Below are 14,853 nucleotides of genomic sequence, written 5' to 3'. Positions count from 1 at the left end.
GGTCCGAAGGTCCGCGACTGGCGGCCGCAAGGCCCTGAACGCCCCCGAGTCCCGCCCGACATCCAGCCTAAGGCGGCCCAAGCCGCTCAACACACGCATTCGCGTCAGCGAATGAACCGATGCACTGCGCGCGATGCAGCCGACACTCCCGCTGCTGCATGGCCAGTAAAAAAAAGCGCCCGATTGGGCGCTTTTTTTTTTAGCGATGGCCGGTAGTGGCCTCAGCTTCATCCGCACTCGGCGGAAGCACCGGTTCGCCGTGCTCATCATCGTGATGGAAGCGCGCGGCCTCCACCATCGGGGTACGCCAGCCCGACTTCACGCCCCAGAAATAGAACACCGCGCCGAACACGGCGACGATCGCCAGATCCCAGCCGTACGGGATGTAATCGTGGCCACCGAAGGTCTTGCTGCCGGCCCACGAGATCACCGCCATGATGGGCAGGTAGACGATGAGCCACCAGGCACCCTTGAGGTGGCGCTGGAAATCTTCCCAGCCGCTCTTGGCGGTGTAGTAGAAGTACAGCGGCAGGGCCACGACCATCAGCAGGATAATCTCGCCGGTGAGCGGCCACTTGGCCCAGTAGAGCAGCTCGGTGGCGAAGATGAAGGCGAGCGCGGCGAGGACCGGCAGGCCGGCGATACGCAGCGGGCGCTTCAGTTCCGGAGCCGTGCGGCGCAGCGTCATGACGCTGACCGGGCCGGTGAGGTACGAAATGATCGTCGACACCGAGATCACCGCCGCCAGCGTGCCCCAGCCACGGAAGAAGAACAGGAAGATGAAGCTGACCACAAGGTTGAGCCACATCGCCGGGCGGGGGATGCCGAAGCGCGGATGGATATGACCCAGGATCTTCGGCAGGTGGCCGTTGCGCTCCATGGCGTAGATCATGCGCGCCGTGGTGGCGGTGTACGTCGCGCCGGTGCCGCTGGGGCTGATGAACGCATCGGCATACAGCAGGATCGCCAGCCAGTTGATCAGCAAGGCGGTGGCCAGCTGGGCGAACGGCGAGGCGTATTCCAGCGCGGCCCAGCCCTTGGCGAGCTGATCCGGCGGTACGGCGCCGATGAAGGCGACCTGCAGCAGCACATAGACCACGGTAGCCAGCAGGATCGAGCCGATGACCGCGAACGGCACGCTGCGGCCTGGGTTGCGGGCCTCGCCCGCCAGGTTCACCGGGCTCTGGAAGCCGTTGAAGCTGAAGACGATGCCCGAGATGGCGACGGCCGTGAGGATCGACGAGATATCGATCGCATGGGTGCCGCCGTGGGCGCCGATGTGGAAGTTGCCCGGGTTGAAGCTGGTGTAGATCAGGGCGATACCGGTAGCGGCCGGCACCACGAGCTTGAACACCGTGATGGCCGTGTTGCTCTTGGCGAAGAGCTTCACGCTCCAGAAATTCAGGAAGAAGTACACGAACACCAGGACCACGGCGATGGCGAGGCCCGGCGGGGTGAGCTCACCATGGCCGGCGGTGACGACGTACAGATCCTTGGTCCACTTGGCCCATTCCCAGGGCCAGGAGGCCATGTACTGCACCGAGGCCTCGGCTTCGACCGGGATGACCGAGACGATGGCGATCCAGTTGGCCCAGCCGGCGATGAAGCCCACGAGCGAGCCGTGCGAATAGTGGCCGTAGCGCACCATGCCGCCGGATTCGGGGAACATGGCGCCCAGTTCGGCGTAGGTCAGGGCGATGAACAGGATGATGACCGCGCCGATGATCCAGGCGTAGATGGCGCCAGGGCCAGCGAGCTGGGCGGCGTGCCAGGCGCCGAACAGCCAGCCAGAGCCGATAATCGACCCCAGGCCGGTCAGCATCAGGGCGAAGGCGCCGACATCGCGGCGGATATGGTGGTGGGACATGGGAACTCCGGTCGGACGGGCCGGGTGAACCCGGCCCAGGGCGGCACAAGGGCCGGATGATGACACCCCCCGCCCGTCATGTCAGCCAGCGATCCCCTACGCAAACGAAGCTCACATCGATATACACTGACCGATGCGGTAAGGAAGAAGGGGTTCGAATGCGATCGAAGGTAGTCGTCAACGGCATATGGCTTGTCGCCATATCGGTATGCGGCATTGCCGCAGCCGAGACGCCGTGGAGCGACAACGGCCGGCTGATCGATTCGGAGTCATACGACCGTACCGCCAAGGGTTTTTACTTCACCCTGTACCCTGGCGAGGACCCGGTCGAATCCGTGCGGCGCTGCGCCATCACCATGCGCGAACTGGGCCATCTGGCCTCGGTTTCGTGCTTCGCGTACACGAGCAAGGCGCGGTTCGATACCCGCAAGGGCAAGCTGCGGATCTGCTACACGGCCGTCGCCAACTGGTGGGGGCAGGACGAACCGGTCCGCGTTGAGACGGTCGACCGCCTGCCGCGAGCCTGCCCGACCAAGTAGGAGCCCACCCTGTGGGCGACGCCGTTCGCCGAAGAGCCGCAGGGCCTGGAAGGGAGCGGCGAAAGATGTCGCCCACAGGGTGGGCTCCTACGGTCGTTCGGGCGTCAGCACTCGATGACGTTGACCGCCAGGCCGCCGCGGGACGTTTCCTTGTACTTGTCCTTCATGTCGCGGCCGGTGTCGCGCATGGTGGCGATGACCTTATCCAGCGAGACGTGGTGCTTGCCGTCGCTCTTGAGAGCCATGCGGCTGGCGTTGATCGCCTTCACCGCGCCCATGGCGTTGCGCTCGATGCACGGGATCTGGACCAGGCCGCCGATGGGGTCGCAGGTGAGGCCCAGGTTGTGTTCCATGCCGATCTCGGCCGCGTTTTCCACCTGGGTGACGCTGCCGCCAAGTGCCGCGGCCAGGCCGCCGGCCGCCATGGAACAGGCCACGCCCACTTCGCCCTGGCAGCCGACCTCGGCACCGGAGATGGACGCGTTTTCCTTATAGAGGATGCCGATGGCCGCCGCGGTCAGCAGGAAGGTGATGACGCCATCTTCCGACGCGCCGGGGCAGAAATGGCGGTAGTAATGCAGCACGGCTGGCACGATACCCGCGGCGCCGTTGGTCGGCGCGGTGACGACGCGGCCACCGGCGGCGTTCTCCTCGTTCACCGCGAGGGCATAGAGGTTCACCCAGTCGAGAATGGTCAGCGGATCGCGCAGCGCCGCCTCGGGCTGGGCACGCAGCTCGGCCGCCATGGCGGGAGCGCGACGGTTGACCTTCAGGCCGCCCGGCAGGGTGCCCGGGGAGCGCAGGCCACGGGCCACGCAATCCTGCATGGCCTTCCAGATGGTGAGCAGGCCGGCACGCGTCTCGGCCTCGGGCCGCCAGATGCTCTCGTTGCGCATCATGAGCTGGGCAATCGTGAGATTGTTCTCATTGCACAGGGCCAGCATCTGGTCACCGGTGGAGAACGGGTAGGGCTGCTCGCTGGTATCGGCCACGATACGGTCTTCAGCCGCCTCGTCGGGATTCACCACGAAGCCGCCACCCACCGAGTAGTAATCGCGGGTGGCCAGCTCATTGCCTTCGGCGTCGTACGCCGAGAAGCGCATGCCGTTGGTGTGGAACGGGAGCTTCTGGCGCTTGTTGAAGACCAGGTCGGACTTCTCGTCGAAGGTGATCTCGTGGCGGCCGAGGATGCGGATGCGACGCGTGCCGCGGATGCGCTCAAGCGTGGCCGCGATGCCGTCCGGATCGACCCGGTCGGGCCACTCGCCCTCGAAGCCCAGAAGCACGGCCTTGTCGGTGCCGTGGCCGCGGCCGGTCATGGCCAGCGAACCAAACAATTCGCAGCGCACGCGCGCCACGCGTTCCAGCACGCCCTTTTCCTCGAGCCAGTGCTCCGCGAAACGCGCACCGGCCCGCATGGGACCGACGGTGTGCGAGGAGGACGGACCAATACCGATCTTGAAAAGGTCGAAAACGCTGACTGCCATGGCTGGACGTGGGGTTGGCTATGGGGGATAGCCGGCTATTCTACGCTTGACCACCCAAGGGCCCATACACCCCCGCATGTACGCGTTCACACTGTTCCAGCGCGACGACTGCCACCTCTGCGACCAGGCCCTCGACGTGCTGGCGCGAGCGGGCTTCCCGGAGTTTTCCTCAGTATGGATCGACGAGGACGACACGTTGGAAGCGCGTTATGGCGTGCGCGTTCCCGTGCTGCGACGCAGCGACGGCGTGGAGCTCGATTGGCCGTTTGATGAGGCCGCCGTCACGTTGCTGGCAACCCCCCCGTAGGAGCCCACCCTGTGGGCGACATGTTTCGCCTCACCGCCGCAGGCCCCGTGGATCATCGCGAACGGCGTCGCCCACAGGGTGGGCTCCTACGGGGCGATCGGCCGCGCTCAGCGCTTCAGGCGTTTCAGGATCTCTTCGCGAGCCTCGCGCAGGATCGAATCGCGATCCAGGCTGGCGACGACATCGGCGACGGCGCGCTTCGCGCCGTGCTCGCCCCACGACTTGCCCGCGACGAGATAGCGTTCGGCCGCCCGGCCGATCAGCACCGTGGCGTACCAGCCGAGCGCGCCCTGCGCGGCGGCGGTAACCACAACGGATAGCCCACCGCTGAGGCCCTTCAGTGCGGAAGCGACCAGTTGCACGCCCCACACGGCGCCCATGAGCGCGGCAAGCTGGGTGCTGATGACGGCGACGAGCCGCCCCGATTCCGCACGGGTCAGCGGAAGCCCGTAGACGCGGCTGAGCTGGACCACCATCGCAGCGTCCAGGCCGCCCGCTAGCAGCAGGTCGGCGACGGGAATGGGGTTGAGCGCCACCGCGACGGCCTTGGCGATGCAGTACTGCCGAATGACACCCGAGGCCACCTCGCGGCGTGCCACGGCGATATGCGCCGTCACCTGGTCGGTGAGCTTGCCAGCGAACAAGCCTGCGTGGATGGCGGCCAGTGCCTTGCCTTCGCGCTCGGCGATCGCGACAAGCCGCTGCTTCAGCGCGCCGACGTCAGGCGGTAACGCTTCATTCCGTGCGCTTTCGCGGCCATGGGCATCCACGTCCACGACCACGCGCGGCGATGGCCGGGCCGCCACGGCAAGCACATCTTCACGGCGCACGAGGCCGGCCGCATGCTCGCGCAGTCGTTCCAGCAGCCCGTCGCGCTCGTCGTCGTTATAACGATCGGCCTTGTTCAGTACGAGCAGCAACGGTCGCGCCGTCGCCGCCAGCGTACGCAAGGCGTCGCGTTCTTCGCGGGTGAGGTCGCCATCGGCGACAAACACGATCAGGTCGCTTACCTCGGCGACTTCGTACGCGAGTCGCTCACGTGCCTCGCCACCCAGTTCGTTGATGCCAGGCGTATCGATCAGCACGAGGCCCGCGTGAGCCGCTTCGTCGAGACGCATCGCATCGGCTTCTGTCGTCGTGCCATGCAGGACACCCATCGCGAACGCATCGCGCCCGAGCAAGGCGTTTCCCAAGGCAGATTTCCCCGCGGATACACGGCCGAACACAGCGACATGTAGCTCTTCGCGTTCGATGCGCTCGAGCATTTCCTCCACGCGGCGGAAATCCGAGGCCATGGCGGTGCGCACATCCGCCGGGATCGATGGATCATCGAGCAGGCCGCGCAGGCTGGCGCCCACCGCACCGCCACGTGCATCCGCCGCGGGCGCCTCAGGCGCACCACGGCGGAGCCGGCCGGTCAGGCCGCGAAGGCGGTCGAGCCAGCCATCGACCATGGCTTACTTCGGCAGCAGGTTCAGCGTGCCGTTGACCAGCACTTCATCGGCGATGGTGCTGGTGTCCTTGTAGTCACCGCTGCCGACGCCGAAATCCAGGCGCTTCAGGCTGCCGGTGACGGAGAGGCGCGCACCGCCGGCGGCGGGGTTGAACACCACCTTCAGCTGCACGGGTTTGGACACGCCATGCAGGGTGAGGGTGCCGTTTGCCACCACGTTGCCTTTGGCGTCCTTCGTGAAACCGGTGGTGACGTAGTGCGCCTTGGGAAACTTGGAGGCATCGAAGAAATCAGCCGTCGGCAGGGCCTTGTCACGGTCGCCGTCACCGGTCCTCGCCGTGGCCACATCGACGTTCACATCGAACTTCGCAGTCGCCAGGTTCGCCGGGTCGTAACTGATCGCGGCATCGAACTTACCGAAGGAGCCATCGAACTGCTGGCCCTGGAACTTGCCGCTGAAGCCGAGCGTGCTGCCCGGGCCCACCTTGTAATCGGCCGCCGAGGCGGCAAAGGGTAGGGCGAGGGCAAGTGCCAGCGCGGAAAGGCGGCGGGTGGTCAGGGTCATGGCGTATCTCCGGGAGAAGAGGGGGAGTTCCGCTTCGCACGTCCGAAGGGGAGCATGCGGCGGAGGGTGTCATCACGGTCGATGAAGTGGTGTTTGAGCGCGCCACCGACGTGGGCGACCAGCACCAGCAACAACAGCCAGAACAGATACACGTGCACCGTACCGAGCGTATTGGAAAGATCTTCGTTCTTTTCCACCAGTGCCGGCAGGTTGAACTGCTTGAAATACTGCAGCGGGAAGCCGTGGGCCGAGTTGAACGCCCAGCCACTCAGCGGGATCGCCACGATCAGCAGGTAGAGGAAACCGTGCACCGTATGCGCGGCGATCTGCTGCCACCGCGGTGCCGGTTCATCCGGCGGCCGGCGGTCGAACATTTTCCACGCCAGGCGCAACACGAACAGCGCGAGCACCGTAAGGCCCACGGATTTGTGCAGTGCGAACATGTTGATCTTGTTCAGCGACGGCTTCAGGCCATCCATCCAGAACGCGAATGCGCCATTGCCGAGGATCAGCAAGGCCATCAGCCAGTGGAAGGTCTTGGCGACGGTGCTCCAGCGGGTGGGTTCACTGCGCGTGGGCATCGGGGGTTTCCTTATCGTGGCTGGCGGGGCTTTCGCCTCCGCGGATGGCTTCGATTTCCAGCCAGACCGACACCTGGGTGCCGATCGAGCCGGTGTTGGAGGTCATGCCGAACTTCGTGCGATCGAGCACGAGGTTGGCGGAAAAGCCGGCGACGGTGTGCAAGCCGTAGATCGTCTTGCCGACGCGGTTCACGCGAAACGGGATATCCAGCGGCAGCGTGACGCCACGCAAGGTGAGCTTGCCGTGCAGGACTCCTTCCTCGTCGCTACGCTTTTCCACGCTATCGCTGGTGAAGCGAGCCGTCCGTTCGCGGTCGGCATCGAGCAGGCTGCTGCCGCGCACGGCTTTATCCCAATCCGCGTCGCCCATATCGACCGACGCCAGGTCGATCGTCGCCGTCACGGAGGAGGCTGGCCAGTTGTCAGGATCGAAAACGAGCGTGCCATCGGTAATGCGCAGGCGGCCGAAAGCGCGCGAGAAGCCATTGTGGTCCACGTTGAACACGACGGAACTGTGCACGTGGTCCAGCTGGTAGGTCTGCGGCGTCGCGTGGGCGACGCCCACCGTGCCCAGCGCCAGGCCCATAAGGCCAGTGATAAGGGGATGTCGCATCAGGGGGCCTGCTCCATCTCGGGGCCGCGCGGGGCGGCCGATGGGAAAGAGTGTGGCCGACGGCGCCGGCCTTGTCAGCCCGTGCGGCGCGAACGGATTGTTCACTTAGCGATCCCGCAGGGCATCGCTGGTGAGTTCCGCCAGCTGGCGCAACCGGTTGCCTTTGGTATCCGCCAGCAGTTCACGCATGCGTTCGCCGGCCTCAGCCTGGTCAAGGCGTTCGTGCTCGGCCAGCGTCGCCGCCAGCGCCTTGCCGAAGCTGTCGAAGATCAGCGCATAGGCGAAGGCATGCAGTACGCCGCCGCCGAGCGTGCCCAGGCCGGGGAACGCCTTGAGCGCATTGCCGGCCACGGCAAGAACGACGGACGTACCCGTCCGCAAGGTCATGCGGACCTGACGCAGCAGATCTTCGATCTCCACGTCGGTGACGCGTACGCCGTAGAGGTCCGCCAGGGCACGAACCAGGCCTGCTGCCAGCGCTCCCTGGATCACCAGGTCGGTGCCCGGGGCCACCGCGGCCATGGCGCCTACGATCGCGCGGCGGGCGTAGCGCGTGACGATGCGTTCCGCTTCGGTCGCCCGCTGGGCTTTCTCGAGCGCTGACGTGCGTTCGTGCAATCCCGCGAGTACGGCATTTTCGCGCGCGGGCTCAAGCGCGTCGGCCCCAGCCGCGGTCAGCCGGCGCAATGCGGTCACCAGCTCGCCAATGTCCGCCTTGCGCTGGCGCCGCACGTCCTCGCGGCTGCCATCGGCCAGTTGCCGGGTAAAGCGCTCTTCGCCACCCGCGCTGGTGAGCACGACCGCATCCGGTACGCCGCCGCTCGCCGCACGCAGGTGCTGGGTGATACGGGTGCGTTCGTCGCTGCTCCACTGATCCGCCTTGTTGAGCGCGAGGATCAGCGGTTTGCCGAAATCCCCCAGCCACTGCAGCTCCGACGCCTGGGCGCGGGTCAGGTCGCCCGCACACACATACACGACCGCGTGGGCGCGCAAGGCTTCTTCGCGTGCCATGCTTTCACGTGCCTCGCCGCCGGCTTCGGCGGTGCCGGGCACATCCGCCACGGTCCATGCGGCGCCGTCGGGCGCACTACCTTCGTAGTGAGTGACGGTACGCGTCGTGCCGCCACGCGCATCGCTCTCGAGCGATGCGCCGGGAACCAGCGCGCCGATCAACGTGGATTTGCCCGTGGATATTTCGCCGAACACGGCGATGTTCAGCCGGCCACTCTCGCGACGACGGTCCAGTTCGCCAAGTTCGCTGCGAAGTTCCTCAACGTTCGCACCGGATTCGCGCAGTGTTGCCAGGCGTGATTCGAGCGAAGGGCGGTCGGGAGCCTGAACAGGCGTCCGCGGTTTACGTGGCCGCAGCCACCACACGCCGATGGCGAGGCCCCCTGCGAGCATCGCCACAACGAGTACGCCCACGAGCCAGCGCAGGCCTTCGGGCAACGTCATGAAGCGTTGGGCCAGCGCCAGGGCGCGCTCCAGCGTGGCGATAAGGAGCCACGCGAGAGCGGCGATACCGATGGCCGCGATCAGGAAGCGAAGTCGTCGGGACATGCGCCGCATTCTAAGGGTAAGCGTGTCAGGGTTGTCTTACATGAACGCGCGGCGTTCGCCGGGTTTGCATGCCGCCGCTGCGTGGCATGATCCGCGCCGAACTAGGAACCTGGCGTATGCCGTACACGCTCATGGCGAGATGGACTCTCGTTGCGATGGCCCTGGCCATCGCCTTCATCCCCTCGCTGGCGCACGCCAGCATGCCACCCGTACCCACGCCGCAGTTCCGCAGCTATGGTCTGCACGAGGGTTTGCCAAGCAGCAAGGTCAACGCGGTGGTGCAGGATGGCCCTGGCTTCATCTGGGTGGGCACGGCATCCGGCCTGGCGCGCTTCGATGGCGTCACCTTCTCAGCACCGGGGCTCGGCCCCGATGCCAGCCATCCGCTGCCGGCCATGGCGGTGACGGCCTTGCTCGTCGACAGGGACGGCCGGGTCTGGATGGGCGGCGCTGAACTCGGGCTAGGCCGTTATGACCCCGGAACGGGAGCGTTTGTCCACTGGCGCGATGGCCTTGTCGATGCCGATGTGCGCGTGCTCGAGCAAACCCGCGATGGGACGATCTGGGTCGGGACGGCAGATGGACTCGACCGTATCGACGCCGACGGCAGTGGGCTGGAACACATAGGTACCGGCCCAGGCGCCCTCGCCACGGCGTCCATCCATGCGCTGAAGGCCGACGGGGAAGGACGCCTTTGGATTGGCAGCGAAAGCGGCATAGATATGCTTGGCCCGGACGGCCATGGCGTGGCGCATGCGCCCTTCGAGGATGCTGGCGAACGACGCGTGCTGGGTATCGACGTACATGGCGGCGAGGTCACCGCGGCGACCTCGCAGGGGCTGTACCGGCGGGCCGCCGACGGCACATTCCGCCGCGATCGCCGTGTGCCGGCCATCCCGGTCTACGGCACGCTCGCCGATAGCCATGGAACGACCTGGATTGCGAGCCTCGACGGCCTGCTGATGCTGGACCGGCACGGCCGCGTGCACACGGTGGCAGGCGCGTGGACGGCGCAAGGTGGCCTGCCGGGGCGTTCGGTGCGCGGCATCATCGAAGATCGAGAGCATGGCCTGTGGTTCGCGCTCAACGACGGTGGCCTTGGCTACCTGGGCCCAAGCTGGGAAGACTTCACCCGCTTCGCCCACATCGCGACGGATCCGCATAGCCTGCCTGGCCGGACGGTTACCGCCGTGGCGGAACACGGCGATGGCCGGCTGTGGGTTGGCGGCCTGCGTGGCTGGGTGAGGGCGTTCGACCCCGCGACCGGGCGCACCGGCCGTGCCTTCGACATCGGCACCGCACGTGTCCAGTCCCTTCTGGAAACCCGCCAGGGCGATCTTCTTGCAGGCACGGTGGATGGTCTTACCCGGATCCACGCGGGCGAGGTGTCGGCGTGGCTGCGCGGGCAAATCAACCGGCCGGTGACGACCATGACGGAGGCACCGGATGGCACGGTCTATGTCGCCTCCGTGGGCGAAGGCGTGTTTGCGCTGGATCCTGCGTTACGCCGCGCCACGCGGCTATCGTTCGATGACCCCCGGCGCGGGGCGAATGACACCCGGCAGATCGAAATCGTGGGTGGCGACCTATGGCAGGCAAGCCTCGCGGGCCTTGCAAGGCGTGACCGCCACGACGGGCGCATGCGTTTCATTGCCGGCGTTGCGCCGGGCCGCGTCAACGCGTTCGAGCCTGATGAAGACGGCTTCTGGGCCGTGCGCCCTGGGGTGCTGGAGCACTACACCTGGGAAGGCGGGCACGCCGTACTCGATCGATCCTTCGGCGGTGGCCAGGGTTTTCCCTCCGCCGACATCCTCAACATTCGTCGGGACGTTACCGGGCGGCTGTGGATGTACGGCCAGACAGGGGTATGGCGTTTCGACCCGCGCGCAGGGACGTTCCGCCCGTTCGGCCTGGCCGATGGCCTCGCCAACGGGGAGTTTACCCACGCGACCACCGTGCGCCTCGCCGACGGCACGACCTATGGCGCCACGCTCGGCGGGCTGGTGGGGTTTCGCCCGGATCGCCAGCGGGATCATTCGCGCAAGCCGGGCGTGGCTTTGTTGGGCGCGAGCGTTCTGCGCGACGGCGCACGCAAGGCCCTTCCCGTGGATGCCGGTACGTTGCGGCTCGCATGGGATGATCGCGAACTTACCGTGCGCGCAAGGGCGCTCTCGTATGTGAATCCGGATCGCAATGCCGTGGAATTCATCCTCGGGCGCGGTGCGACGCGTACGGTGCTGCGTGCAGGCAAGGAGGGCGAGGGCCACTTCGCGACGCTGGCGCCGGGCCTGTACCGGCTTGCCGTCGTCGGGCGTGGCCGCGACGGCATCGATGGCACGCTGCCCGCGCCGTTGCTGATCGACGTGCAGGCTCCGCCGTGGCTGCGCTGGTGGGCATGGCTGGCGTACGTCGGCGCCGCACTGGGAACGATCGTCGCCATTGTGTGCGCGGCGCGTTCCCGCGTCGGCCAGACCATGCGTGTGCAACTGGCGGAGCAGCAACGTCGCCTGGCCGAAGAAGCGAACGCCGCGAAAACCGAGTTCATGGCCACGCTCGGCCACGAGATCCGCACGCCCATGACGGGTGTGCTTGGCATGGCGGAGCTGATGGCGCGTACGCCACTGGACGAGACCCAGCGGGGTTATGTCGAGGCGGTACGCCGTTCGGGCACGATGCTGTTGCGGCTCGTCAACGACGCACTGGACCTGACGCGGATCGAAGCACGCCGCCTTGTGCTCGAGCCCGAATGCGTCGCACCCCGCGCCATCGCCGAAGCCGCGATCGATCTTGCCTCGGCCGCCGCGCGGGAGAAGGGCCTTGCGTTGTCGCTTGGTGTCGATCCGGCGGTGCCGGGTGCCGTACGTGCTGACCCGGTTCGCCTGCGCCAGGTCCTGCAAAACCTGGTGAACAACGCCGTGAAATTCACGGAACGCGGTGGTGTCTCTGTTGCCCTTGGCTGGACGGGTGAAGCGATCGAAATGATCGTGCGTGACACCGGACCCGGCATGGATCGCGCGTTGGTCGGGCGCTTGTTCGAGCGGTTCGAGCAGGGCGGAACCCGGCAGCGAGGCGAAGGATCCGGCCTTGGTCTCGCGATCTGCCACGAACTGTGTTCGCTCATGGGCGGGGATATCCGGGTGGATAGCGTGCCTGGTGTGGGGAGTGCGTTCACCGTGACGCTGCCGCTATCGGCATGCACGTGCCAGGGCGGCGCATGTGCCGCAGGCGTGGCATTGCCGCCCACCGGAGCCGGTCGCCGGGTGCTGCTAGTGGAGGATGACGCGGTGGTGGCGGATGTCATCGCCGGCTTGCTTCGGCAGCGCGGGCACGAGGTCGAAGTCGTTGGCGATGGCCTGCTTGCGCTCGCCGAACTGGCACGGGCTTCATTTGACGTCATGTTGCTCGACCTGGACCTGCCCGTGATGGACGGTTTCCAGGTGGCACGCATGGTGCGCCGGATGGCATCGGCGGCGGCGATGCCCATCGTGGCGGTGACCGCTCGTTCGGCGGGCGATGAGGGCGAAGCGGTGCGCGAGGCCGGCATGGATGGCCTGCTGCGCAAGCCATTGACCGGCGATGGACTGGCGGCCGCGCTGGATAGCGTGGCCGCCTGAGCGGGTGGGCTAGCCGAACTTCCGGAAGTAGGCGAGGCCACCGGCCACGAGCAAGCCCGTGGGTAGCAGGTTCGCCAGCAGCGGCGGCATGCCGTAAACCGTGCCGAAGTTCACCATGGCGCCCTGCAGGAAGTACCAGCCGATGGCAAGGATGATGCCGATGAACAGGCGCTTGCCGAAGCCGCCCGAGCGCAGCGAGCCGAACGCAAAGGGCATGGCGCACAGCACCAGGATCAGCACGTTGAAGGGGAAGATGACGCGGCCCCAGAACGCCACGGCGTAGGCACCGGGGTTTTGCCCGTTCGACTGAAGGTAGCGCATGTTCCGGCGCAGGTCGGACATCGAGAGGTATTCAGGATGGATGATCGACTGTTCCAGCACGTGCGGGTTCAGGCGTGATTTCCAGGTCTGGGTCGGGGCAGTGAGCGAGTGGATGCCCTTATCGTCGCGCGTGCTGGTTCGCACGTTGGTCATGACCCACTGGTTGCCATCGTGGATGGCGCTATCGCCATGCGAGAACTCGGCCACCTGGCCATCCGGCGTGAAGGTGAACACGCGCACGTCGACCAGCTTCACGGTGGTGAGCTCACCTTCCTGCGTCGCGATAGCCGACTTGGCATTGATGATCTTGCCGTTGTCACGCGCCCACAGGCCGCTGCTGGTGGAACCCAGGTTGCTGGAGCGCATGCGCACCTGGATCGCCTGGGCGTGTTGGTCGCCGTAGGGCGCCACCGTTTCACCCATGATCACTACGAGCACGGTGAGCAGGGCGACCACGCCCACCGCCGACTGGGCGATGCGCAGCTTGGACATGCCTGCGGCGCGCAACGCGGTGAGCTCACCCGTGGCGGCCAGGCCACCCAGGCCCAGCAGGCCGCCGATGAGCGCGGCATTGCTGAACATCTGGTACAGGCGCCGCGGCACCGTCAGCATGATGTACGCGATGGCGTCGTACAGCGAGAAACCGTTCTTGCCGATGTTGCCGAGCTGGCGCACGAATTGCTGGAGCGAATCGAAGCCGGCCAGCACCAGCCACACCAGCAGCAGGGTGCCGAGCACGCTGGTGCCGATCAGGCGATCGGCGCGTTTGATCGTGAGCGACGCCATTACGCGGCCACCTTCGGGGTGCGCGCCGCGTTCTGCTTCCAGAAGATCCACGCGGCGACGGCGAACACAATGATGTGCAGCATCCAGATCGGCGCCGAGGTATGCAGGTGGCCCTTGATGATCTGCGTGCGGGCGATGAGCTGCCACACCACGTAGAGGAAGTAGGCCAGCACGGCGACCAGCAGGCGTCCGTAGCGGGCATCGCGCGGGGCCTGCCGCGACATCGGCAGCACCATCATCATGAGTACAAGGGTCGATACCGGGGCCGCGAAGCGTGTCACCAGTTCACCCATGGCATCGGCGGTGCCCTGCTTGAACAACTGGGTGGTGGTGGATTCATGCGCCGGATCGGTATCGTCGTCGTCATCACTGATGTTGGACAGCGAAACGTCGTTGCGCTCGTATTTCATGCGCCGCCAGTTGTCTCCGCCCAGCGGGATCTCGAACTGCCAGCCGTCGTAGAGCGCCAGGAAGCGGTCCTGGCCGTTGCTTTCCTGGTACATCTGGCCGTGCTTCGCATTGACCACGCGAACCTGCGGGTTGCCGTTGGAATCGACGCGGTCGGTGGCCAGGAAGGTCTTGCCCAGTACCGTGCCGTCGCGGCTCAGGGTATCCACGAAGATGATGCCGCCCTTGCCGGGCAGCTCGGTAAAGCGGCCGGCATCGAGGCCGGCGGCGATGACGGATTTGTTGGCCGCGGCGATGGCCTGATCGGCCGTGCGCGCGGACCAGGGGCCCAGCCACAGCGAGAGCACGCCGACCAGGATGGTGATAAGGGCCGCCAGCAGGGTGACCGGGCGCAGCATGCCGCGCGGGCCCATGCCCGAGGAGGCCAGGACATGCATCTCGCTTTCGCGGTACATGCGCCCCAGGGAGGTCAGCGTGCCCAGGAAGGCAGCCATCGGGAGCAGGGTGGAGAGCAGGTCCAGCATCTGCAGGCCCAGCACTTCGAACATGATGCTGGGCTGGATGCTGCCGTTGGCGACCTTCTGCAATACGCCCGCGAATGCACCGCCGGCGAAGATCACCAGCAGCACGATGGCGGTGGCCAGGATGCCCGAGGCCAGTTCACGCAGGAAGTAACGGTCGAGGATGCTGAGCATTTGATAGAATTCGCGGTTGGAGCCGCGTCAGTCCCGGCCGGCAAACCTTAAGTCTAG

The 14,853-nt window shown here is 66.4% G+C and carries 12 protein-coding genes; 3 read left to right on the top strand and 9 right to left on the bottom strand.

From position 1 onward, the window contains the following. Positions 1 to 199: 199 nt before the first annotated feature. Positions 200 to 1,867 carry an APC family permease gene (locus L2Y96_RS17180; RefSeq protein WP_247328603.1) on the bottom strand — a complete coding sequence of 556 codons (1,668 nt, stop codon included), beginning with the start codon at positions 1,865 to 1,867 and terminating at the stop codon, positions 200 to 202. A gap of 158 nt (positions 1,868 to 2,025) precedes the next feature. Here L2Y96_RS17180 and L2Y96_RS17175 point away from each other — a divergent pair, with 158 nt between their 5' ends. After that, positions 2,026 to 2,406 (top strand): hypothetical protein, encoded by a 381-nt coding sequence (locus tag L2Y96_RS17175; RefSeq protein ID WP_247328601.1) that lies wholly within the window; start codon positions 2,026 to 2,028, stop codon positions 2,404 to 2,406. A gap of 104 nt (positions 2,407 to 2,510) precedes the next feature. Here the strand turns inward: L2Y96_RS17175 and L2Y96_RS17170 are convergent, their stop codons facing one another. Then, positions 2,511 to 3,893 (bottom strand): L-serine ammonia-lyase, encoded by a 1,383-nt coding sequence (locus tag L2Y96_RS17170; RefSeq protein WP_247328600.1) that lies wholly within the window; start codon positions 3,891 to 3,893, stop codon positions 2,511 to 2,513. Positions 3,894 to 3,969: 76 nt separating this feature from the next. Between L2Y96_RS17170 and L2Y96_RS17165 the strand changes: the two genes are divergently transcribed. Continuing rightward, positions 3,970 to 4,200: a glutaredoxin family protein gene (locus tag L2Y96_RS17165; RefSeq protein ID WP_247328598.1), complete on the top strand. Its 231-nt coding sequence runs from the start codon at positions 3,970 to 3,972 to the stop codon at positions 4,198 to 4,200. Between the two features lie 107 nt (positions 4,201 to 4,307). Here the strand turns inward: L2Y96_RS17165 and L2Y96_RS17160 are convergent, their stop codons facing one another. The 5 genes from L2Y96_RS17160 to L2Y96_RS17140 form a co-directional block, all read right to left on the bottom strand. After that, positions 4,308 to 5,654, bottom strand: a complete 1,347-nt coding sequence (locus L2Y96_RS17160; RefSeq protein WP_247328596.1) for a GTP-binding protein — start codon at positions 5,652 to 5,654, stop codon at positions 4,308 to 4,310. Between the two features lie 3 nt (positions 5,655 to 5,657). After that, positions 5,658 to 6,218: a YceI family protein gene (locus L2Y96_RS17155; RefSeq protein ID WP_247328593.1), complete on the bottom strand. Its 561-nt coding sequence runs from the start codon at positions 6,216 to 6,218 to the stop codon at positions 5,658 to 5,660. After that, positions 6,215 to 6,799 carry a cytochrome b gene (locus L2Y96_RS17150; protein WP_247328591.1) on the bottom strand — a complete coding sequence of 195 codons (585 nt, stop codon included), beginning with the start codon at positions 6,797 to 6,799 and terminating at the stop codon, positions 6,215 to 6,217. Before L2Y96_RS17150 ends, L2Y96_RS17155 begins: the two co-directional genes overlap by 4 nt. Further along, on the bottom strand, positions 6,783 to 7,412 hold the full coding sequence (locus L2Y96_RS17145) for a YceI family protein (protein WP_247328588.1): 630 nt from the start codon (positions 7,410 to 7,412) through the stop codon (positions 6,783 to 6,785). Before L2Y96_RS17145 ends, L2Y96_RS17150 begins: the two co-directional genes overlap by 17 nt. A gap of 105 nt (positions 7,413 to 7,517) precedes the next feature. Continuing rightward, entirely contained in the window at positions 7,518 to 8,972 is a 1,455-nt protein-coding gene (locus tag L2Y96_RS17140; protein WP_247328585.1) for a GTPase, read from the bottom strand. Positions 8,973 to 9,040: 68 nt separating this feature from the next. Between L2Y96_RS17140 and L2Y96_RS17135 the strand changes: the two genes are divergently transcribed. Next, on the top strand, positions 9,041 to 12,586 hold the full coding sequence (locus L2Y96_RS17135) for a hybrid sensor histidine kinase/response regulator (protein ID WP_247328582.1): 3,546 nt from the start codon (positions 9,041 to 9,043) through the stop codon (positions 12,584 to 12,586). 9 nt (positions 12,587 to 12,595) lie between these two features. Here L2Y96_RS17135 and lptG read toward each other — a convergent pair whose 3' ends face one another. Next, positions 12,596 to 13,693: an LPS export ABC transporter permease LptG gene (gene lptG / locus L2Y96_RS17130; RefSeq protein WP_247328580.1), complete on the bottom strand. Its 1,098-nt coding sequence runs from the start codon at positions 13,691 to 13,693 to the stop codon at positions 12,596 to 12,598. Beyond that, entirely contained in the window at positions 13,693 to 14,796 is a 1,104-nt protein-coding gene (lptF, locus tag L2Y96_RS17125; RefSeq protein ID WP_247328578.1) for an LPS export ABC transporter permease LptF, read from the bottom strand. The genes lptG and lptF overlap by 1 nt, the downstream gene beginning before the upstream one ends. Between the last annotated feature and the right edge of the window lie 57 nt (positions 14,797 to 14,853).

The organism is Luteibacter aegosomaticola, assembly GCF_023078475.1.
Classification (GTDB): Bacteria; Pseudomonadota; Gammaproteobacteria; order Xanthomonadales; family Rhodanobacteraceae; genus Luteibacter; species Luteibacter aegosomaticola.
The sequence above is the reverse complement of the archived record's forward strand: the minus strand, read 5'-3'. Positions and strand labels throughout refer to the sequence as shown.